The organism is Streptomyces sp. H51 (genome assembly GCF_035656535.1).
Lineage (GTDB): Bacteria > Actinomycetota > Actinomycetes > Streptomycetales > Streptomycetaceae > Streptomyces.
This window is the reverse complement of record NZ_JAYMHD010000021.1, coordinates 132935-152978: the sequence shown is the minus strand read 5'-3', so window position 1 is coordinate 152978 and position 20044 is coordinate 132935. Positions and strand designations below refer to the sequence as shown.

Sequence of the window (20044 nt, the reverse complement as noted above, 5' to 3'; positions counted from 1 at the left end):
GGTCAGGAGTTCAATTCTCCTTAGCTCCACGGATCGGCAACTCCGCGGGTCGACACACTGTCGAGTTGTCAAGGATCGTCGATCAGACCCCGTCCCTTCAGGGGCGGGATCTTTTCATTGCGTCCGCACCTGCGTCCGCACCTGTGTGGGGACCAGTGCCCGCGCCGTCGCCGTGGGCGGCCACAGAGCTTCCCTGCGCTCCAGCAGCACCGCCGTGCGCCGCGCCGTCTCCTCGTCGTCCGGCGTGTAGACGACGATCCGGCACTCCGGCATGCCGTTGACCGACATCGACACCGACGTCATCCGCAACTCGCCCACGTCCGCGTGCCGGAAGACCTTCACCCGCCGCCCCGGCTGTGCCACGTCGCCGGTCTCCCACAGCCCCGCGAACAGCGGGCTCGCCGCGGACAGGTCGCGTATGAAGTCCTCCCAGGCCGGCTCCCCGGCGTGCAGCCCGTAGGCGGCGCGCAGGGTCGCCACCATCACCGGCAGCTCCCGCTCCCGGAACAGCAGCGGGCAGCTCTCCTCGTCCGCCGTGAACAGCCTCCACAGCGCGTTGGGAGGATGGCCGGCCGGTATCGGATCCGGAGAGAACAGTTCCCGGTAGACGGAGTTGGCGGCCAGGATGTCGTACCGCGAGTTGTAGACCACCGCCGGGCGCGGGACCAGGGCGTCGATGATGCCCTGTATCTCGGGTCCCACCGTCTGCGCGAGCTCCTCCGGCGCGGGCGTGTACGGCACCTCCGCCAGGTGGTAAAGGTGCTCGCGCTCCGGCGGGTCCAGCCGCAGGGTGCGCGCCACCGCGTCCAGGACCTGCCCGGAGGCGTTGATCGGCCGGCCCTGCTCCAGCCACGTGTACCAGGTGACGCCCACGCCCGAGAGCTGGGCGACCTCCTCGCGGCGCAGCCCCGGAGTGCGGCGCCGCAGCCCCGGCGGCATGCCCACGTCCGCCGGTGTCACCCGGGCCCGCCTGCTGCGCAGGAACGCGGCCAGCTCGGGCCGCCGTCGCTGTGCCGTCCCCATCGTCACGCCCCCCTCGTCACGACCATCGTCGGTGCTTGCCGCGCCGCCTGCCAGGTGCTGTCAGTACCAGCATCGGCGGGCTCTCGGCACCCGTACCGGAGGGTCGCCAGGCTCAGTGGCATGACGACCACTCCCCGGACCACCTCCGGGACGGACGCCGGTACGCGGCCGGCTCCCCGTCCCGCATCCAGTAAAGCCCCCGCCACTGACAACCGGGCCCGGGCGGTGCTCGCGCTGGTGCTCGCGGCCCAGTTCATGGCGCTGCTCGACGTGTTCATCGTGAACGTCGCCGCCCCCGGCATCGGCACGGACCTGCGGGCGTCCGGAGCCGACCTGCAGCTGGTGATCGCCGGATACGCCGTCACGTACTCGGTCCTGCTGATCACCGGCGCCCGGCTCGGCGACCGTCTCGGGCACGGCCGGGTGCACCTCGCCGGGCTCGCCCTCTTCACCGCCGCCTCGCTCGCCTGCGGGCTGGCCCAGGGAGCCACCGAACTGATCGTCTTCCGGCTGGTGCAGGGAGCCGGCTCGGCGCTGATGATCCCGCAGGTGCTCAGCCTCATCCAGCGCACCTTCACCGGCGAGGCCCGGGCCCGGGCGCTCGGCGCCTACTCGGCGGTCCTCGCGGTCGGCGCCGCCGCCGGGCAGGTGGCCGGCGGGATCCTGGTCAGCGCCGACCTGTTCGGCACCGGCTGGCGGCCGGTGTTCCTCGTCAACGTGCCGGTGGGCCTCGTGCTGCTCGCCGTCGGCCGGCGCGTCCTGCCGCGCGGCGCGGGAGCGGAGCGGGCGCGCGGGCTGGACCTGCCGGGCCTGCTGCTGCTCGGCGCGGCCGTGTCGCTGTTCACGGTGCCGCTGGTGCTCGGCCAGGAGGAGGACTGGCCGCTGTGGTCCTGGCTGTCGCTGGCCGCCTCGGCCGTCCTGTTCGCCGCGTTCTGCCGCTACGAGTCCCGGCTCGCCCGGCGCGGCGGCGCCCCGCTGATCGCGCCCCGGGTGCTGCGCCACCCCGGTATGAGCCTTGCGGCCTTCCGGGTCTTCGCCGTGATGGCCGTCAACGGCGGCTTCCTGTTCGCGCTCACCCTGCACGTCCAGGGCGGTCTTGGCCACAGCGCCCTGCGCTCCGGTCTCACCTTCGCGCCGACCGCGGTGGTCTTCGGGCTGGTCGGGCTGACCTGGCGGTCCTGGCCGGCGTCCTGGCAGCGCCTGCTGATCCCCGCCGGGTTCGTGGTCACGGCGCTGTCCGTGGCGGGCGTGGGGCTGCTGTTCGAGGGCGGCGACCAGGGCGGCGCGGCGGTGTACGTCGCGTCCGCCGGTGTCGGCGCGGGACTCGCGCTCGGCTTCAGCCCCACCCTGACCCGCGCGCTGGCGACCGTGCGGCAGGAGGACGCGGCGGACGCCAGCGGTCTGCTGGCGACGGTCACCCAGCTCGGCCAGCTGACCGGAGTCGCCGCGTTCGGCACACTGTTCTTGAACCGGCTTGAGTCACTCGGGGCCTTCACGGCGTATACCTCTGCGGAGGCGCTTCTGGCGTGCATGTCCGCGCTGGCCGGGACGGCCGCGGCGGGTGCCGTGTCCGGACTGGTACTGAGGCGTCGCTGACCGTATCGGTCCGGCCGTGGCAGAATCAAACGGCCGGAAGGGGGCGCGACCCGACGGGAGGGAGCAGTGATGCCTGCGAGCATCCTCGAGGAGGTCGGCCACCTTCTCGAAGCGGCGTCGACACGGGACACGGTCACCCGGCTGAGCTGCCCTTCCTGCGGTTCCGTGCATGTCGCCCAGGTCCTCGGCGACAACGGCGGGATCTCCTACGTGTGCACGGCCTGCGGCCACAGCTGGAGCTGAGCGATGGGTGCACACCGACGGAAGTGCGACTGGTGCGGCAGCGGTACGCCGATCGTCCGCGACATGGAGCCGGTCAACCCCGACTACCAGTACTGGTGCGAGGAGTGCGCGCGGGCGCTGATCATAAAAGGCGACCCGATCGAGACGTACCGCGAACTCGAGGGCGAGCCGATCTACGGCCGGCTCCTGGAGGAGCACTGCACCCTCAAACGCTTCTACTCGTTCGTCACCGCCTGACCCCGGTGGGCGTCCGAAGTGGCGCCGACGAAAACGATTTGGTGTTGGCCGGGGTCGACCGTGTAATGTTGGCGTCGCCGCCGGGGAAACCCGGTGGGACACCGGCAAGGGGCTATAGCTCAGTTGGTAGAGCGCCTGCATGGCATGCAGGAGGTCAGGAGTTCAATTCTCCTTAGCTCCACAGCGATCGAGGGCGGGTCATCCGATGGATGGCCCGCCCTCGGTGCGTCCGAGCACACTTCAGCGCCTCCCGGTGCGTGCGAGGGCCGAGACGGGACGGCGGGCCACCCCCAGCAGGGTTGGCCCGCCGTCCCGTTCGGGCCCGCCTCAGCGGCCCAGCGCCCGCCGCCCCCGGCCCTGCGAGAGCACCGGGAGGTTGCGGGAGGGGGCCCGGTCGCGCGGGGCCTCCTCCTCGATGCGCAGGGCGAGCGCGGGGCAGCGGCGCACCGCGCGCAGCGCCTTGGCCTCCGCGTAGCGCGGGACCTGCGCCTGCGCCACGGTGGGGAAGCCGTCGGCGCCGAGTTCGAACACCTCCGGGAGGATGTCCGCGCACAGGCCGTGCCCCCGGCACAGCGTCCAGTCGACGTAGATCTTCTGACGGCTCGGGCCGGTCTCCTCGGGCTCCGCGCCGCCCGGGATGCCGGTGGCGGCCCTGCCCCCCTCGAACAGCGGCAGGACGCCCTCCACCGGCCGTCCGCAGCCGTTGCCGAGGACGTGCGCGGCGAGGTCGTCGGTGAACGCCTTGATGGTCGACTCCAGGAACATCGCGGAGCCGTCGGGGTGCGAGCACGCCCCGCGCCGCTTGACGTTCCTGGCGACCTGCTTCAGCGCCTCCAGGGCGGCCGGGCCGCCGCCGTTGATGATGTCCTCCATGCCGCGCGCGGCCGCGGGCAGGCCGAGGTAGCAGGGACCGCACTGGCCCGCGCTCTCCTCCGCCAGCCACTGCGCCACGCGCAGCGACTCGCCCAGCGGGCAGGTCTCCTGGCTGATCGGCAGGATCGCCCCGGCGCCCAGCGAACCGCCCACCGCGTCCAGCGAGTTGCGGGAGACGATCGCCTCGTCGACGGTGGCCGCGTCGATCCACTTGCCGTGGTAGCCGCCGGTCAGCACGCCCTGCGGCACCGGCGGCGCGCCGGCCAGCTGCAGCACGTAACGCAGCGGAACGCCCGTGGGGACCTCGATCACCATCGGGCGGGCGACGGCGCCGGAGACGGTCAGCATGACGGTGCCGGGCTCGTCGTACAGGCCGGTGTTGCCGTAGCGCTCCGGGCCGATGCGGGCGGCGATGGCGAGCTGCGCGAACGTCTCGGCGTTCGACAGCAGGGTGGGCGCTCCGCCGACGCCGTTCTGCGAGGCGCTGACCTTGCGGCCGGGCGGGATCGCCGGGCCGCCGTCGATGGAGCGGATCAGCGACGCGGCGGCGCCGGTGACCATCCGCACGGGGTTGCGCTGCACGAACGCGCGCAGCGCCGAGCGGCGGCTGTTGCTCAGCCCGCGTTCGGCGAGCGCGGCCTCCATCGAGCGCTGGGTGGACTCCCGGGTGACCCCCACCACCAGCGTGCGGGCGCCCAGCGCCTCGGCGCACAGCAGCGCGCCGTCCAGGATGAGGTGCGGGGCACGGTTGATGAGCACCGTGTCCTTGCGGCAGGCCGGTTCGTCCTCGCTTCCGTTGACGACCACGACCGGCCGTACGCCGCGCTTGATCGCCGACTCGGCGACCGAGCGCAGCTTCCTGTGGAAGGGGAAGCCCGCGCCGCCGCGCCCCTTGAGGTTGATGCTCTCGGAGAGCTGTGCGAGCCGCTCGCCGCCCAGGGGTTCGAGCGGCCCGTGCACCTTGAGGTGCATGGGCAGGTCGAGCCGTTCGACAAGGTCGAAGCCCGACGTGAGCTGTGGAAGGCCGACCACGCGGACTTCCGGGACGTCGGGCAGGGCCTCGTTCACCTATAGCCTCCGGAAGGCGTGCTCCAGGGTTCGCCCGGACCCGGTGCGTCGAAGGACGCGCCGGGAGCGGGTTCGCCCGCGGGACCGCTGTTGTACGTGTCGTCGGGGTTGTACGTGCCGTAGCGGGTGTTCGTCTCACCGGTGCCGTACACGTCACCGCCCTGGTAGGCGGCCGCGCCCGCGCTGCCGTAGGCGGGGATGTGGTAGCCGGTGTCCTGGAGCGGGTCGTAGGCCGACGGCGGCGCCTCGCCGACCGGCGGCGGCGACGGGACCGGCCAGCTGCCCGAGGTGCTGCCGCCGGTGTCCGCGCGCGGCGTCGGCTGCGTCGGCTGCGTCGCCTGCGTGTCCGCCGACAGGTCCATGCGGGCGGTCCGGTCGGCCGGGAAGGGCTGCTGCGCCCCGCGCGGGGTGGAGACGGCGCGGTAGGCGGCCGCGAAGCCGTTCGCCGGCTCCGGGGGCATGGTGCGCGAGGCCGGGGCCTCGTAGTGCGGAGCCTCGTACCGCGCACCCTCGTACCGCGAACCCTCGTACCGCGAACCCTCGTACTGGGGGGCCTCGTACTGGCGGGCCTCGTACCGGGGGGCCGAGGCGGATGCCGCCGTCGCCGCGCGGGACGACGGCCTCGGCACGCGCGCGTTGCCGTAGCCCGGCAGCGCGGAGGCCGCCTCGGCCGTCCGGGCCCGGCTCGCGTCCAGCTCGTCGCGGCCCGCGCGTTCCTCCGTGCCCAGGAAGGCGGCGATCCGGTCGGCGACCCTGCGCTTGAAGGGGCGGGGAGCCGCGCGCAGGGCGAGCGCCGCGGCGACCGCGACCAGGCACAGCTCGTACGACACCATGAAGAACGTCTTCGCCGGGCGTCCCGCGAACAGGCCGTGGACCAGGGCCGCGCACCAGGCGGGGTAGGCCAGCATGTGCATCGCGCGCCAGCGTGCGGCCACCGGCGCGGGGGAGGCGAACTGGTTGCGCAGGGCGCCGGTGACCCCCACGAAGATCATGAGCAGGCCGGCCAGCGAGCCGAGGCCGATGAGTCCGGCGCTGCCCTGGACGCCGAGACCGAAGGGGATCAGCGCGGCGACCAGCCGGGTGTGGTCGAGCGCCAGCTTGATGGTGATGTGCACGAGCAGGAACGCGATGGAGGCGACGGCGGTCACCCGGTGGATGCCCTGCGCCACGATGCGCTGGCGGATGTTCAGGACGAGCCGGTCCTGGGCCACCAGCCCCCAGATCACCGAGCAGGTGAGGCTCACCAGGGACAGGACGCCCGCGCCGAAGTTGAGGAAGTCCTGGAGCCAGCCGCCTCCGAACAGCACGACGACCGGTATGAGCAGCAGTACGACAGCGGTCGCCACCCCGTAGGCCGACCGGCCCGGTTTGGGGAGCGAGCTGTTGCTACGACGAGGGTTCATGGGGGCAACTCCGAGCAGTTTCGGGAAAGCGGTCCCGCTGCCGAACTTTAGGTGGCGCCATACCGGCGGGTAGGAGGTTTGGGCTATTGGGTTGTCGTGCGGGCGGTGGGTGGTCGCGGTGATGTCCTGTAGTTGTCGTTACGCGAAGTAACCTCCGGCTCCGGCTCCGGCTCCGGCTCCGGCTTCGGCCCCCGGCGCCGGGCGGCACCGGGGGCCAAGGAGGCATACGGATGCGCTTCGCGGTCTGCTCAAGGGCTGCGGTACCCTAACGCCATGCGTGCCGTACGCCTTCTGCTTAGCGAGCCGCGCTGATCAGTCCCGACCACCGGGTGAATCGGATGGTCGGCATCGGCGCGGCGTCCCCTCCTGTGCGAGGGGATTTTTCGTTTCCTGGGGAAGCACAGCCGCCGGCAGAGACGACCGATGGAGCTTTGAGGATCATGAGCGAGACGAACCCCGCTGCCACCGCTGCGACGCCGGCGGAGGTGGCGCCGCACCGCTACACGGCCGTCATGGCCGCGGAGATCGAGGCACGCTGGCAGGACTTCTGGGACGTCGAGGGCACGTACGCGGCGCCGAACCCCGAGGGCGACCTGGCGGGCGACCCCGAGGTCGTCGCCCGGCCCAAGAAGTTCATCATGGACATGTTCCCGTACCCGTCCGGCGCCGGCCTGCACGTCGGCCACCCGCTGGGGTACATCGCCACCGACGTCTTCGCCCGCTTCCAGCGGATGACCGGCCACAACGTCCTGCACACCCTCGGCTTCGACGCCTTCGGCCTGCCCGCCGAGCAGTACGCCGTGCAGACCGGCACCCACCCGCGCGTGTCCACCGAGGCCAACATCGAGAACATGAAGGCCCAGCTGCGCCGGCTGGGCCTGGGCCACGACAAGCGCCGGTCGTTCGCCACGATCGACCCGGACTACTACAAGTGGACCCAGTGGATCTTCCTGCAGATCTACAACTCCTGGTACGACGACGAGGCGGACAAGGCCCGCCCGATCTCCGAGCTGATCGCCCAGTTCGAGACCGGTGAGCGCACCGTGCCCGGCCACACGCGCGCCTGGCACGAACTGAGCGCCGCCGAGCGCGCCGACGTCCTGGGCGAGTTCCGGCTGGCCTACGCCTCCGACGCGCCGGTCAACTGGTGCCCCGGCCTGGGCACCGTGCTGGCCAACGAGGAGGTCACCGCCGACGGCCGCTCCGAGCGCGGCAACTTCCCCGTCTTCAAGGCCAAGCTGCGCCAGTGGAACATGCGGATCACCGCGTACGCCGACCGACTGCTGGACGACCTGGAGGAGCTGGACTGGCCCGAGGCCATCAAGCTGCAGCAGCGCAACTGGATCGGCCGCTCCGAGGGCGCCCGCGTCGACTTCCCCATCGACGGCGAGCGGATCACCGTCTTCACCACCCGCCCCGACACCCTGTTCGGCGCGACCTACATGGTCCTGGCGCCCGAGCACCCGCTGGTGGAGAAGTTCACCCCGGAGGCCTGGCCCGAGGGCACCCACCAGGTGTGGACGGGCGGTCACGCCACGCCCGCCGACGCCGTCGCCGCCTACCGCGCGCAGGCCGCCTCCAAGTCGGACGTGGAGCGGCAGGCCGAGGCCAAGGACAAGACCGGCGTCTTCATCGGCGCGTACGCGACCAACCCGGTCAACGGCGAGCGGATCCCCGTCTTCATCGCCGACTACGTCCTGATGGGCTACGGCACCGGCGCGATCATGGCCGTGCCCGCGGGCGACCAGCGCGACTTCGAGTTCGCGCGCGCCTTCGAGCTGCCGGTCCACTGCATCGTCGAGCCGACCGACGGCCGCGGCACCGACACCTCGACCTGGGAGGACGCCTTCGCCTCCTACGACGCGAAGATCATCAACTCGTCCAACGACGAGATCTCCCTGGACGGCCTGGGCGTCGCCGACGCCAAGGCCCGCGTCACCGAGTGGCTGGAGCGCCGCGGCATCGGCGAGGGCACCGTCAACTTCCGGCTGCGCGACTGGCTGTTCAGCCGCCAGCGCTACTGGGGCGAGCCCTTCCCCATCGTCTACGACGAGGACGGTGTCGCCCACGCGCTGCCCGAGTCGATGCTGCCGCTGGAGCTGCCCGAGGTCGAGGACTACAGCCCGCGCACCTTCGACCCGGACGACGCCGACACCCAGCCCGAGACCCCGCTCTCGCGCAACGACGAATGGGTCCACGTCACCCTGGACCTGGGCGACGGGCGCGGCCCGCGCGAGTACCGCCGCGAGACCAACACCATGCCCAACTGGGCCGGCTCCTGCTGGTACGAGCTGCGCTACCTGGACCCGCACAACGAGCACCAGCTGGTCGACCCCGAGATCGAGCGGTACTGGATGGGCCCGCGGGACGGGCAGCCGCTCGGCGGCGTCGACCTGTACGTCGGCGGCGCCGAGCACGCCGTGCTGCACCTGCTGTACGCCCGCTTCTGGTCCAAGGTGCTGTACGACCTGGGGCACGTCTCCTCCGCCGAGCCGTTCCACAAGCTGTTCAACCAGGGCATGATCCAGGCCTACGTCTACCGCGACAGCCGCGGCATCGCGGTGCCCGCGGCCGAGGTGGAGGAGCGCGACGGCGCCTACTACTACCAGGGCGAGAAGGTCTCCCGGCTGCTGGGCAAGATGGGCAAGTCCCTGAAGAACGCGGTCACCCCGGACGAGATCTGCGCCGAGTACGGCGCCGACACGCTGCGCCTGTACGAGATGGCGATGGGCCCGCTGGACGTCTCCCGGCCGTGGGACACGCGCGCGGTGGTCGGCCAGTTCCGGCTGCTGCAGCGGCTGTGGCGCAACATCGTCGACGAGGCCACCGGCGAGACGACGGTCGTCGACGCCGAGGCCGACGAGGAGACGCTGCGCGCCCTGCACAAGTCGATCGACGGCGTGCGCCAGGACCTGGAGGGCCTGCGCTTCAACACCGCCATCGCCAAGGTCACCGAGCTGAACAACCACCTGACCAAGGCCGGCACCCCGGTGCCCCGCTCGGTCGCCGAGCCGCTGGTGCTGATGGTCGCCCCGCTGGCCCCGCACATCGCCGAGGAGCTGTGGCGCCGCCTGGGCCACACCGACTCCGTCGTCCACCAGGACTTCCCGGTGGCCGACCCGGCGTACGTCGTCGACGAGACGGTGACCTGCGTGGTGCAGATCAAGGGCAAGGTCAAGGCGCGGCTGGAGGTCTCGCCGGCCATCTCCGAGGAGGAGCTGGAGAAGGTCGCGCTGGCCGACGACAAGGTGGTGGCGGCGCTGGACGGCGCCGGGATCCGCAAGGTCATCGTGCGGGCGCCGAAGTTGGTGAACATCGTTCCCGCGTGATCGTCACCCGGGTGATCTTCCTCGCGTGATCGTCCCCCGCGTGATGTCTCTCGGGTGATCTTCCTCGCGTGATGTTTCTCGGGTGATCTTTGCCTGGTGATCGGCCGACCGCCTCATCCGGGTGGTCCCCTACGGGCAGGTTCGGGGTTTCTCCGGAACTCCGAACCTGCCCGTTGCGTTTACCGTGGAGGAGCGGCGCGGTGCGCGCCGTGACGCCGGAGGAGGAGCGCAGTGGAAGCAGTGATCGCAGTCTTCGCCCTGCTTTTCGTGCTCTTGGTGGTGCTCGGCGCCTACGCCACGGTGAAAGCGGTCGGCGCCGCCAAGCGGGGCGTGGACCGCACCCTCACCCAGGCCCGGCGCACGGTCGAGGACCACACGCTGCGGGCCAAATCCTTCGCCCAGCCCGGTCCGGCCGGCGAGCTGGCCCAACTCCGGCTGAAGCTGCGGACGTCGATGCGCGCCACCCAGGACGCGCTGAACGCGGGCCTGCCCGAGGACGCGTCACTCAAGGAGTCCCTGGGCCTCTTCGAGCGTCTCAGCGCGTACGGGCACGAACTGGACGGCGAACTCAGGCGCCTGGAGTCCGAGCCGGACCGCCGGCGGCTCGTCGAGCGACTTCCCGCCCTGCGCGAACGCGTCGAACGCGTCATCGGCTCGGCGGACTCGCTGCGTTGGGCGGCCCGCGACCGGGCCCGCCGCTTCGCCGACGACGAACTGGACGCGCTGAGCACGCAGATCGACGTCGAGGCGGGCGCCCTGCGCCACTGGACCGAACCGGAAGACACCCCCGCCTCCGCTCCCGCCTCGCGGCCCCGGACCCCGGCCGCCGACGGCCCGACGGCCCCGCAGACCTCTCCGGAGCCGACCGCCCCGGGCCAGGCCCAGGAGCCGGCCCGGCCCGCCATCAACCCTCCGGTACGGCCTCCTGTCCACCCCTGGCAGAAGAAGGCCCGCCCGGAGACGACGACGTGATCCGGTCAAGGTATCCCCAGGTGAAAAGGGTCGAGCTGCCGCCCGGGCAGCCCGCCAGGTAACCTCCAGCTCATGTCCCGCCATGTCGCGATCGTCACCGATTCAACGGCCTACCTGCCGCCGCGGACGATGGAGCGCCACGGCATCACAGCGGTCCCCCTGACGGTGGTCCTCGGCGACCGGGCGCTGGAGGAGGGCACGGAGATCTCCACCCGCTCCCTGGCCCAGGCTCTGCAGAAGCGACGCCCCGTCACCACCTCCAGGCCCAGCCCGCAGCTCTTCGCCGAGACCTACCGGAAGGTCGCCGAGTCCGGGGTGACCGGCATCGTCTCCCTCCACCTGTCCGCCGAACTGTCCGGCACCTACGACGCGGCCGTCCTCGCGGCGCGCGAGGCGCCGGTCCCGGTGCGGGTGGTGGACACCGGCATGATCGCGATGGCGCTGGGCTTCTGCGCGCTCGCCGCGGCGAGGACCGCGGAGGGGGGCGGCACGGTGGACGAGGCGGTCACGGCCGCGGAGAAGCGGGCCTCGGGCACGTCCGCCTTCTTCTACGTCGACACCCTCGACTATCTGCGCCGCGGCGGACGGATCGGCGCCGCCCGAGCCCTGCTCGGCTCCGCGCTCGCCGTGAAACCACTGCTTCAGCTGCGGGACGGCCGTATCGAGCCGCTGGAGAAGGTGCGGACGGCGTCGAGGGCGATCGCCCGCCTGGAGGAGATCGTGACCGACCGCGCCGGCGGCGCCGAGGTCGACATCGCCGTCCACCACCTCGCCGCGCACGACCGGGCGGAGGCCCTGGCGGACCGGCTTCGGGCCCGGGTGCCCGGCCTGGCCGACCTGCATGTGAGCGAGGTCGGAGCGGTGATCGGGGCCCATACGGGGCCCGGGCTGCTGGGGGCCGTGGTCTCGCCCCGGTGATCGGGCCACGTCACCGCCTCCGCCGACGCCGCTGCCGCACCCTTTCACCCACGTGGGTGGCCGAGTTGTCCACAACCGGGCAGTAGTCCACGGATTCCGGGCAAGATCATCGCGCGGTGGGCGAGGTGCCCGATCCTCGACGCATGGCACTTCGATCACGTTCACGCACAGCGACCGCGACCAGTGGCCCGGGGCGGGTCCCTGCCTCCGACGGCCGGGTCCGCCATCGCCGCGCGCCCGGACTCGGCGCCGCCCGCCACCGGCGCGCCTCGGCGGACGAACTCCGCCGGCGTGCCGGGGCGCTCTTCCCCGAACGCGTCGGCGCGGCGGAGGAGTCGGGGACCGGACCGCCGGGCGGGCGGTGGTGGGGAGGGGACGGCCGGAGGAGCGGTGAGGCGCCTGCGGACCCGCCATCAGAGGCCACGGGGGAGGGCCCGCCGACACCGGTCGCTTCCGCTGAGACGGAGACGGAGACGGAGACGGAGAGGGAGAGGGGGGCGAAGGCGGCGGCGGACGCGGATGCGGACACCGGGAGCGCGGTGGATGCGGTGGATGCGCGCGGGGACTGGCGGGGGTCGGCCGGGGCGGCGCTGCGGGAGCGGATGCCGCTGTGGGTGCAGACGCGGTGCGGGCTGGAGCGGCGGAGCGTGATCGCCCTCGCGGCGCTGCTGGTCCTCACGGTCGTGTTCGCCGCCCAGCACTTCTGGGCCGGTCGCACGCAGTCCGTGCGGGCGCCCGAGGTGGTGCGGGCGGTGGCCGCCGCCGGGGGACGGGCCACCTCGGGCGCCCGCGCGTCCGGCGGCCCGGCGGGGGCGGTGCCGAGTGCCCGGGGATCGGCCGGCGCCGAGATCGTGGTGGACGTCAGCGGCAAGGTGCGCGACCCGGGAATCCACCGCCTGCCCGCCGGTGCGCGAGTGGTGGACGCCCTGCGGGCGGCGGGCGGGGTACGCCCGGGCACGAGGACCGAAGGGCTCAACCAGGCCCGCTTCCTGGTGGACGGCGAGCAGGTCGTCGTCGGCGGCCCGGTCCCCGCGCCGGTGCCCGGCGGCGGTCCGGCGGAGGCGGGGGTGGCTGGTGCGCCGGTGTCCCTCAACACGGCCACGGCGGACCAGCTCGACGCCCTGCCGGGCGTGGGACCGGTGCTGGCCCGGCACATCGTCGACTACCGCACCCAGCACGGCGGCTTCCGCTCGGTCGACGAACTGCGCGAGGTCAACGGCATCGGCGACCGCCGCTTCGCCGATCTGCGCACCCTCGTACGGCCATGAGCCCCGCCCCCGACATCCCGCCCGGGCACGCTTCCGGAGCCGGGGTGGGCGGCAGCCGGCACCCGGTGTCCCGTCCGGCCGTTCACGCCGGTTCCGGACGACGGCTCGGGGACGCCCACCCGCGCCAGGAAGGGCCCGCGGACCTGCGGCTCGTACCGCCCGCGGTCGCGGTCTGGGGCACGGCCGCGCTGACGCTGGACGCCCGGTGGGAGTGGGTCTTCGGTGTGGTGGCCGTCTGCCTCGTGGGGGCCGGTCTGTTGCTGCCGACGCGGAAAGCCGTCCGAGCGCGTGCCCGGACCTCGCGTGGTGCCTGGCCGCGCGTCTCGCTCGCCGCCGTTCTGCTCTGTGCCGCCGCGGCCGCCGTCTCGGCCGGGTTGCACGGCGCCGATCTGCGGCGCGGGCCGGTGCCCGCGCTCGCGCGGCAGTACGCCACGGTGACCGCCGAGGTCGAGGTCGCCTCCGATCCGCGGCTCACCCGGCCCCGGATCACGGGGGACCGTGCCGCTCCGGCCGCCGTGCTGATCGACGCCGACGTGCGGCGGGTGACCGAGGCGGACGGGACGGCGGTGTCGACACGGACACCGGTGCTGCTGATCGTCGACGTCCGGACGGAAGGTGTCCGGGCGGGAAACAGGGGAGCCGCCGCCGCGGGCGCGGCCGACACCGCTCGCGCGTCGCCGTGGCTGGGCCTGCTGCCCTCCACCCGCGTCCGTGTCACGGCACGGGTGGTGCCCCCGCTGGCGGGCGGCGGCAGAGTCGCGGGCGTGCTGCGGGTACGGGGACAGGCCGTGCCGGACGTCGTGGGGGAACCGTCGCGGGCGCAGCGGTTCGCCGGGCGGCTGCGCGCCGGACTGCGCGAGGCGACCGACGCGCTGCCTGCGGACGCCCGGGCGCTGCTGCCGGGACTGGTCGTCGGGGACACCTCGCGGATCACCCCGGAACTCGACGAGGCGTTCAAGGAGACCGACCTGGCACACATGCTCGCCGTGTCCGGGAGCAACCTCACGATCATCCTCGCCCTGCTCGTCGGGCCGCCCGGCCTGGCGAGGCTGGCGGAACGGCGCGGGCTCGCGCCCCGCCTCGGCATCCCCCTGCGGACGACCGCGCTGCTCGGCGGGGCGCTCACACTCGGATTCGTCGTCGTGTGCCGGCCGGACCCGAGCGTGCTGCGGGCGGCGGCCTGCGGAGCGGTCGCGCTGCTCGCGCTGGCGACCGGCCGCCGCAGATCCCTGATCCCCGCGCTGGCGACGGCCGTTCTGCTGCTGGTGCTGTACGACCCGTGGCTGGCCCGCAGTTACGGCTTCCTGCTCTCCGTGCTGGCCACCGGCGCCCTGCTCACCCTCGCGCCGCGCTGGAGCGAGGCGCTGCGGCGGCGCGGCCTCCCGCCGAGAGCGGCGGAGGCGCTGGCCGCGGCGGGCGCCGCGCAGGCCCTGTGCGCACCGGTCGTCGCCGTGCTGTCGGCGCGCGTGAGTGTGGTGGCGGTGCCGTGCAACCTGATCGCGGAGCTCGCGGTGGCACCGGCCACGGTGCTGGGGTTCGCCGCGCTGGCGGTGGCACCCGTGGCGTTGCCCGTCGCCAAGGCGCTCGCGTGGTGCGCGAGTTGGCCGGCCGGGTGGATCGCGGGCGTGGCCCGTACGGGGGCCGCGCTGCCCGGCGGGGGAGTGGACTGGCCGGGGACCTGGGGCGGTGCGGCGCTGCTCGGCCTGGTCACGCTGGTCGTCCTGGTCCTCGGTCGGCGGCTGCTGCGGCATCCGTGGTGGTGCGGGGCACTGGGAGTGCTGCTCGCCCTGCTGGTGGTGCAGCCGCCGCCGTTGGCCAGGGTGATCACGGGCTGGCCGCCGCCGGGATGGCGGCTGGTGATGTGCGACGTGGGGCAGGGGGACGCGATGGTGCTCGCGGCGGGGGCGGGCAGCGGTGTCGTCGTGGACGCCGGGCCCGACCCCACGCTCGTCGACCGCTGCCTGCGCACGCTCGGCATCACGAGGATCCCGTTGGTGGTGCTGACCCACTTTCACGCCGACCACGTCGCCGGGCTGCCGGGCGTGCTGCGGGGCCGGTCGGTGGGCGGGATCGAGACGACCGGCTTTGAACAGCCCGCCGATCAGGTGGAGTTCGTGCGGAAGGAGGCGGACGCCGGGCATATCCCGCTGAGCCGCGCGGTCGCCGGGGAGCGGCGGCGCACGGGCCCGCTGTCCTGGCAGGTGCTGTGGCCCCCGGCCGGCCCCACACCCGACCCGGACGGGCCGAACGACGCCAGTGTCACCCTGCTGGTCCGTTCGGCGGGGCTGCGTCTGCTGCTGCTCGGGGACCTCGAACCCCCGGCGCAGCAGGCCTTGTCGAGGGCGCCGGAGGGTGCCCTGCTGGAAGGGGTGGACGTGCTGAAGGTCGCGCATCACGGTTCGGCGTACCAGGACCCGGAGCTGATACGCCGGGTGGCGCCGCGGCTGGCGCTCATCTCCTGCGGCGCGGACAACCCGTACGGGCATCCGGCGCCCGGCACGGTGGCGGCGCTGCGGGCCGGGGGCGCGGTGGTGGTACGGACGGACCGGGACGGGGCGCTCGCGGTGGCCGGGACCGGCACGGGGCTGCGCGTCGCGGGAGACTGACGGCATGTCGCTCTCGCCCCTGCGGCGAGTGCCGAGTGCCGAGTGCTGAGTGCCGACCGTGCGCCGGGCGGGGTGGCGGAGAATGGGCTCGTGAGCGACGTGAGACATGTGCTGGTGCTGCCCGACCGCGACGCCGCGCAGGAGGCGGCCCGGGCGCTGGGGGAGCGGTTCGAAACCGACGAGGAGCCGGAACTGGTGCGCGACGCCCTGGCCGGCGAGGACGACGCCGAGGACGCGCAGTGGCTCGTCGTGCTGCGGGACGCGGAGTCGCGGCTGGACGCGGCCGAGCTGGACGCGTTCGCCGGGGAGTGGGACGGCTGGCGCGAGGAGCCGTAGGCCGCCGGGCCGTGGGGCGGACACGGGCCACGGCGACGACACGTGCCACGGCGACGACACGGGCCACGGCGACGACACGTGCCACGGCGACGACACGGGCCGCTGCCACGACGTGGGCCGCGGGGCCGATGTGGGCTCTGGGGCCCAGGTGGGCCGCGGAGCGGACACGGGCCCTGGGTTCGACACGGGCCCTGGGTTCGACACGGGCAGCGGGGCCGGGCGGGCAGCGGTGCGGTGCCCGGCCCTCGATGTCGGTGCCGCGTGCCATGCTTGTCGCGATGGCCAGGAAGACTGCGAACGACGACCCTCTCGCCCCGGTGACCCTTGCCGTGGGCCAGGAGGACCTGCTGCTCGACCGTGCCGTGCAGGAGGTGGTGGCCGCCGCCCGGGCCGCCGACGCCGACACGGACGTACGGGACCTCACCTCGGACCAGCTGCAGCCCGGCACGCTCGCCGAGCTGACCAGCCCCTCGCTCTTCGCCGAGCGCAAGGTCGTGGTCGTGCGCAACGCGCAGGACCTGTCCGCCGACACGGTCAAGGACGTGAAGGGGTACCTCGGAGCGCCCGCCGAGGAGATCACCCTCGTGCTGCTGCACGCGGGCGGTGCCAAGGGCAAGGCCCTGCTCGACGCGGCCCGCAAGGCGGGCGCGCGGGAGGTGGCGTGCCCGAAGATGACGAAGCCGGCCGACCGGCTGGCCTTCGTGCGGGGGGAGTTCCGGGCGACCGGGCGGTCCGCCACCCCCGAGGCGTGCCAGGCGCTCGTCGACGCGATCGGAAGCGACCTGCGGGAGCTGGCGTCCGCGGTCTCCCAACTGGTCGCCGACGTCGAGGGGACCATCGACGAGGCGGTCGTCGGTCGTTACTACACCGGGCGGGCCGAGGCGTCGAGCTTCACGGTCGCCGACCGCGCCGTGGAAGGGCGGGCGGCCGAGGCCCTGGAGGCGCTGCGCTGGGCGCTGGCGACGGGCGTCGCGCCGGTGATGATCACCAGCGCCCTCGCGCAGGGCGTGCGGGCGATCGGCAAGCTGTCCTCCGCGCGCGGGGGACGGCCCGCCGATCTGGCGCGGGAGCTGGGCATGCCGCCGTGGAAGATCGACCGGGTGCGCCAGCAGATGCGGGGCTGGACCCCGGACGGGGTCGCGGTCGCCCTGCGCGCGGTCGCCGACGCCGACGCCGGGGTCAAGGGCGGCGGGGACGACCCCGGGTACGCCCTGGAGAAGGCGGTGGTCACCATCGCCCGCGCCGCGCGCAGCCGACGGTAGGAGCCCGGGCCCGCCTCCGAGCCGGAGCTCTCCGGGTCCGAGCCGACGTCTCCGAGCCGACGTCTCCGGGTCCGAGCCGACGTCTCCGAGCCGACGTCTCCGGGTCCGACCCGGAGTCTCCGGGACGAACGAAGGCCCCGCCTCCCCGCCCCTGGGGAAGGGGAGAGGAGCCGGGGCCTTCGGTGAAGCCGGTGAGTCCGTACCCGCGTGGCGAACGCAGGCCGCGTACGGACTCGGGATGCCGGACGGGAGCGGATGAGAGAGGGCCCGCTCGATTCCCTCCGGCGGTCAGATCAAGAGTTGGTGTCAGCCCTTGAGGGACGCGACCTTGGCAGCCAGCGCCGACTTCTTGTTGGCGGCCTGGTTCTTGTGGATGACGCCCTTCGAGACGGCCTTGTCGAGCTGACGCGCGGCAGCGCGCTGGTACTCGGTGGCCTTCTCGACGTCACCCGCGGCAGCGGCCTCGCGGGCCTTGCGGATCGCGGTCTTCAGGGAGGACTTGACGGCCTTGTTGCGCAGCCGGGCCTTCTCGTTGGTCTTGATCCGCTTGATCTGGGACTTGATGTTCGCCACGAATGAGCCTTTTCAGGTTCAGGCACGGGGCCGCAGGGGTCCCGTGCCAGGTGATTTCTTGAGAGTGCCTCGCGCTGAGAGGGCATGAGACACAGCCACCCAGGCTACCAGCGGCCGCCCGAGTGGCCCAAACCGGTCGCCGGTCCGCGCGCGTGGGACCATGGAGGCTACGTATCGATCCGACCCGAGGCATAAGGCGCCTCAAGAGACAGGACCCTGCGTGCCCGCGACCCCTAACAATGTGCCCGAGCCGAGCCGTACCGACCCGGCTCTGATCCGCAATTTCTGCATCATCGCGCACATCGACCACGGCAAGTCCACGCTCGCCGACCGGATGCTCCAGCTGACCGGCGTCGTCGAGCAGCGGCAGATGCGCGCCCAGTACCTCGACCGCATGGACATCGAGCGCGAGCGCGGCATCACGATCAAGTCCCAGGCCGTGCGCCTGCCCTGGGCTCCCACCGACGACCCGGGCAACACGCACATCCTCAACATGATCGACACCCCGGGGCACGTCGACTTCACGTACGAGGTCTCGCGGTCGCTCGCCGCCTGTGAGGGGACCGTCCTCCTCGTCGACGCCGCCCAGGGCATCGAGGCGCAGACCCTCGCCAACCTCTACCTGGCGATGGAGAACGACCTCACGATCATCCCGGTGCTCAACAAGATCGACCTGCCGGCCGCGCAGCCGGAGAAGTTCGCCGAGGAGCTCGCCAACCTCGTCGGCTGCGAGCCCGGTGACGTGCTGAAGGTCTCCGCGAAGACCGGTCTGGGTGTCGAGGCGCTGCTCGACAAGGTCGTCGCCGAGATCCCGGCCCCGGTCGGCGTCGCGGACGCCCCCGCCCGCGCCATGATCTTCGACTCCGTGTACGACTCCTACCGTGGCGTCGTGACGTACGTCCGTGTCATCGACGGCCAGCTCAACAAGCGCGAGCGCATCCGGATGATGTCGACGGGCGCCACCCACGAGCTGCTGGAGATCGGCACCAACTCGCCGGAGATGCTGCCCGCCGACGGCCTCGGCGTCGGCGAGGTGGGCTACCTGATCACCGGTGTGAAGGACGTCCGCCAGTCCAAGGTCGGCGACACCGTCACCAGCCAGCACAAGGGGGCCACCGAGGCGCTCGGCGGCTACAAGGACCCCAAGCCGATGGTCTTCTCCGGCCTGTATCCGCTGGACGGCTCCGACTACCCCGAGCTGCGCGAGGCGCTGGACAAGCTCCAGCTCAACGACGCCGCGCTGGTCTACGAGCCGGAGACGTCCGCCGCCCTCGGCTTCGGCTTCCGCGTCGGCTTCCTGGGCCTGCTGCACCTCGACGTCATCCGGGAGCGCCTGGAGCGCGAGTTCGGTCTCGACCTGATCGCCACCGCGCCCAACGTGGTCTACCGCGTGATCATGGAGGACGGCACCGAGACGGTCGTCACCAACCCGAGCGAGTTCCCCGAGGGCAAGATCGACGAGGTGTTCGAGCCGGTCGTGCGGGCGACGATCCTCGCCCCGACCGAGTTCATCGGCGCGATCATGGAGCTGTGCCAGACCCGGCGCGGCGCCCTGCTCGGTATGGACTACCTGTCCGAGGACCGCGTCGAGATCCGCTACACCCTGCCGCTCGCCGAGATCGTCTTCGACTTCTTCGACCAGCTGAAGTCCAAGACGCGCGGGTACGCCTCGCTCGACTACGAGCCCACCGGCGAGCAGTCCAGCTCGCTCGTCAAGGTCGACATCCTGCTGCACGGCGACAAGGTGGACGCCTTCTCCGCGATCACCCACAAGGACCAGGCGTACGCGTACGGCGTCCGGCTCGTCGCCAAGCTCAAGGAGCTCATCCCGCGGCAGAACTTCGAGGTGCCGGTGCAGGCCGCCATCGGCTCGCGGGTCATCGCCCGCGAGACCATCCGCGCCATCCGCAAGGACGTCCTCGCCAAGTGCTACGGCGGCGACATCTCCCGCAAGCGCAAGCTGCTGGAGAAGCAGAAGGAGGGCAAGAAGCGGATGAAGATGGTGGGTTCGGTGGAAGTTCCGCAGGAGGCCTTCATCGCCGTGCTGAGCAGCGATGACAGTGCGGGGCCGGCCAAGGGCAAGAAGTAACCGCCGCCCGCCGCCGCCGACACGGCGAACCAGGGCGCAACGGGGGCCCGCCGCACGAAAGCGCGGCGGGCCCCCGCGCGTGCGCGGCACCGCTCTCTGTACGAAGTGCCACCGCGTACGAAGTGCCACCGCGTACGAAGTGCCACCGCGTGCGAAGTGCCACCGCGTACGAAGTGACAGGCCGCCGCCCCTTACGAACCGGGCGGTCGGGCCGTACTCTGATCCCTGCTCGTTAGTTACTCGTGAGT

Annotated in this window: 15 protein-coding genes and 1 tRNA gene; 12 read left to right on the top strand and 4 right to left on the bottom strand. The window is 72.8% G+C overall.

Features of this window, described 5'->3' with window-relative positions; genetic code table 11:
• Positions 1 to 114: 114 nt before the first annotated feature.
• Positions 115 to 1023, bottom strand: a complete 909-nt coding sequence (locus VKA29_RS07055) for a helix-turn-helix transcriptional regulator (protein WP_324784336.1) — start codon at positions 1021 to 1023, stop codon at positions 115 to 117.
• A 237-nt stretch (positions 1024 to 1260) separates the two neighbouring features.
• Between VKA29_RS07055 and VKA29_RS07050 the strand changes: the two genes are divergently transcribed.
• The 4 genes from VKA29_RS07050 (at position 1261) to VKA29_RS07035 (ending at position 3280) form a co-directional block, all read left to right on the top strand.
• On the top strand, positions 1261 to 2619 hold the full coding sequence (locus VKA29_RS07050; RefSeq protein ID WP_324784339.1) for an MFS transporter: 1359 nt from the start codon (positions 1261 to 1263) through the stop codon (positions 2617 to 2619).
• Positions 2620 to 2688: 69 nt separating this feature from the next.
• Positions 2689 to 2862, top strand: coding sequence for a hypothetical protein (locus VKA29_RS07045; protein ID WP_107057459.1), 174 nt, complete (start codon positions 2689 to 2691; stop codon positions 2860 to 2862).
• 3 nt (positions 2863 to 2865) lie between these two features.
• Entirely contained in the window at positions 2866 to 3099 is a 234-nt protein-coding gene (locus VKA29_RS07040; RefSeq protein ID WP_003976229.1) for a hypothetical protein, read from the top strand.
• A gap of 108 nt (positions 3100 to 3207) precedes the next feature.
• Positions 3208 to 3280 (top strand) — tRNA-Ala (locus VKA29_RS07035).
• 146 nt (positions 3281 to 3426) lie between these two features.
• Here the strand turns inward: VKA29_RS07035 and VKA29_RS07030 are convergent.
• Positions 3427 to 5040 carry an NADH-ubiquinone oxidoreductase-F iron-sulfur binding region domain-containing protein gene (locus tag VKA29_RS07030; protein WP_324784335.1) on the bottom strand — a complete coding sequence of 538 codons (1614 nt, stop codon included), beginning with the start codon at positions 5038 to 5040 and terminating at the stop codon, positions 3427 to 3429.
• Positions 5037 to 6443, bottom strand: a complete 1407-nt coding sequence (locus tag VKA29_RS07025; RefSeq protein ID WP_324784334.1) for a cytochrome b/b6 domain-containing protein — start codon at positions 6441 to 6443, stop codon at positions 5037 to 5039. Before VKA29_RS07025 ends, VKA29_RS07030 begins: the two co-directional genes overlap by 4 nt.
• 440 nt (positions 6444 to 6883) lie before the next feature.
• On the opposite strand from VKA29_RS07025, the gene leuS reads away from it, so the two are divergent.
• From leuS to holA, 7 genes are all read left to right on the top strand, one after another.
• Positions 6884 to 9772 carry a leucine--tRNA ligase gene (gene leuS, locus VKA29_RS07020; RefSeq protein ID WP_324784333.1) on the top strand — a complete coding sequence of 963 codons (2889 nt, stop codon included), beginning with the start codon at positions 6884 to 6886 and terminating at the stop codon, positions 9770 to 9772.
• Positions 9773 to 10003: 231 nt separating this feature from the next.
• Entirely contained in the window at positions 10004 to 10744 is a 741-nt protein-coding gene (locus VKA29_RS07015) for a hypothetical protein (RefSeq protein ID WP_324784332.1), read from the top strand.
• 72 nt (positions 10745 to 10816) lie between these two features.
• Positions 10817 to 11662 carry a DegV family protein gene (locus tag VKA29_RS07010; protein ID WP_324784331.1) on the top strand — a complete coding sequence of 282 codons (846 nt, stop codon included), beginning with the start codon at positions 10817 to 10819 and terminating at the stop codon, positions 11660 to 11662.
• 143 nt (positions 11663 to 11805) lie between these two features.
• Entirely contained in the window at positions 11806 to 12930 is a 1125-nt protein-coding gene (locus VKA29_RS07005) for a ComEA family DNA-binding protein (protein WP_324784330.1), read from the top strand.
• Positions 12927 to 15536: a ComEC/Rec2 family competence protein gene (locus VKA29_RS07000; protein ID WP_324784329.1), complete on the top strand. Its 2610-nt coding sequence runs from the start codon at positions 12927 to 12929 to the stop codon at positions 15534 to 15536. The genes VKA29_RS07005 and VKA29_RS07000 overlap by 4 nt, the downstream gene beginning before the upstream one ends.
• Positions 15537 to 15626: 90 nt before the next feature.
• Positions 15627 to 15872 (top strand): hypothetical protein, encoded by a 246-nt coding sequence (locus VKA29_RS06995; RefSeq protein ID WP_324784328.1) that lies wholly within the window; start codon positions 15627 to 15629, stop codon positions 15870 to 15872.
• Positions 15873 to 16150: 278 nt separating this feature from the next.
• Positions 16151 to 17134: a DNA polymerase III subunit delta gene (gene holA, locus VKA29_RS06990; RefSeq protein WP_324784327.1), complete on the top strand. Its 984-nt coding sequence runs from the start codon at positions 16151 to 16153 to the stop codon at positions 17132 to 17134.
• A 306-nt stretch (positions 17135 to 17440) separates the two neighbouring features.
• On the opposite strand, the gene rpsT is transcribed toward holA, so the two are convergent.
• On the bottom strand, positions 17441 to 17707 hold the full coding sequence (gene rpsT, locus VKA29_RS06985) for a 30S ribosomal protein S20 (RefSeq protein ID WP_086168781.1): 267 nt from the start codon (positions 17705 to 17707) through the stop codon (positions 17441 to 17443).
• Between the two features lie 220 nt (positions 17708 to 17927).
• Between rpsT and lepA the strand changes: the two genes are divergently transcribed.
• Positions 17928 to 19796, top strand: coding sequence for a translation elongation factor 4 (gene lepA, locus VKA29_RS06980; RefSeq protein ID WP_324784326.1), 1869 nt, complete (start codon positions 17928 to 17930; stop codon positions 19794 to 19796).
• Positions 19797 to 20044: the final 248 nt, after the last annotated feature.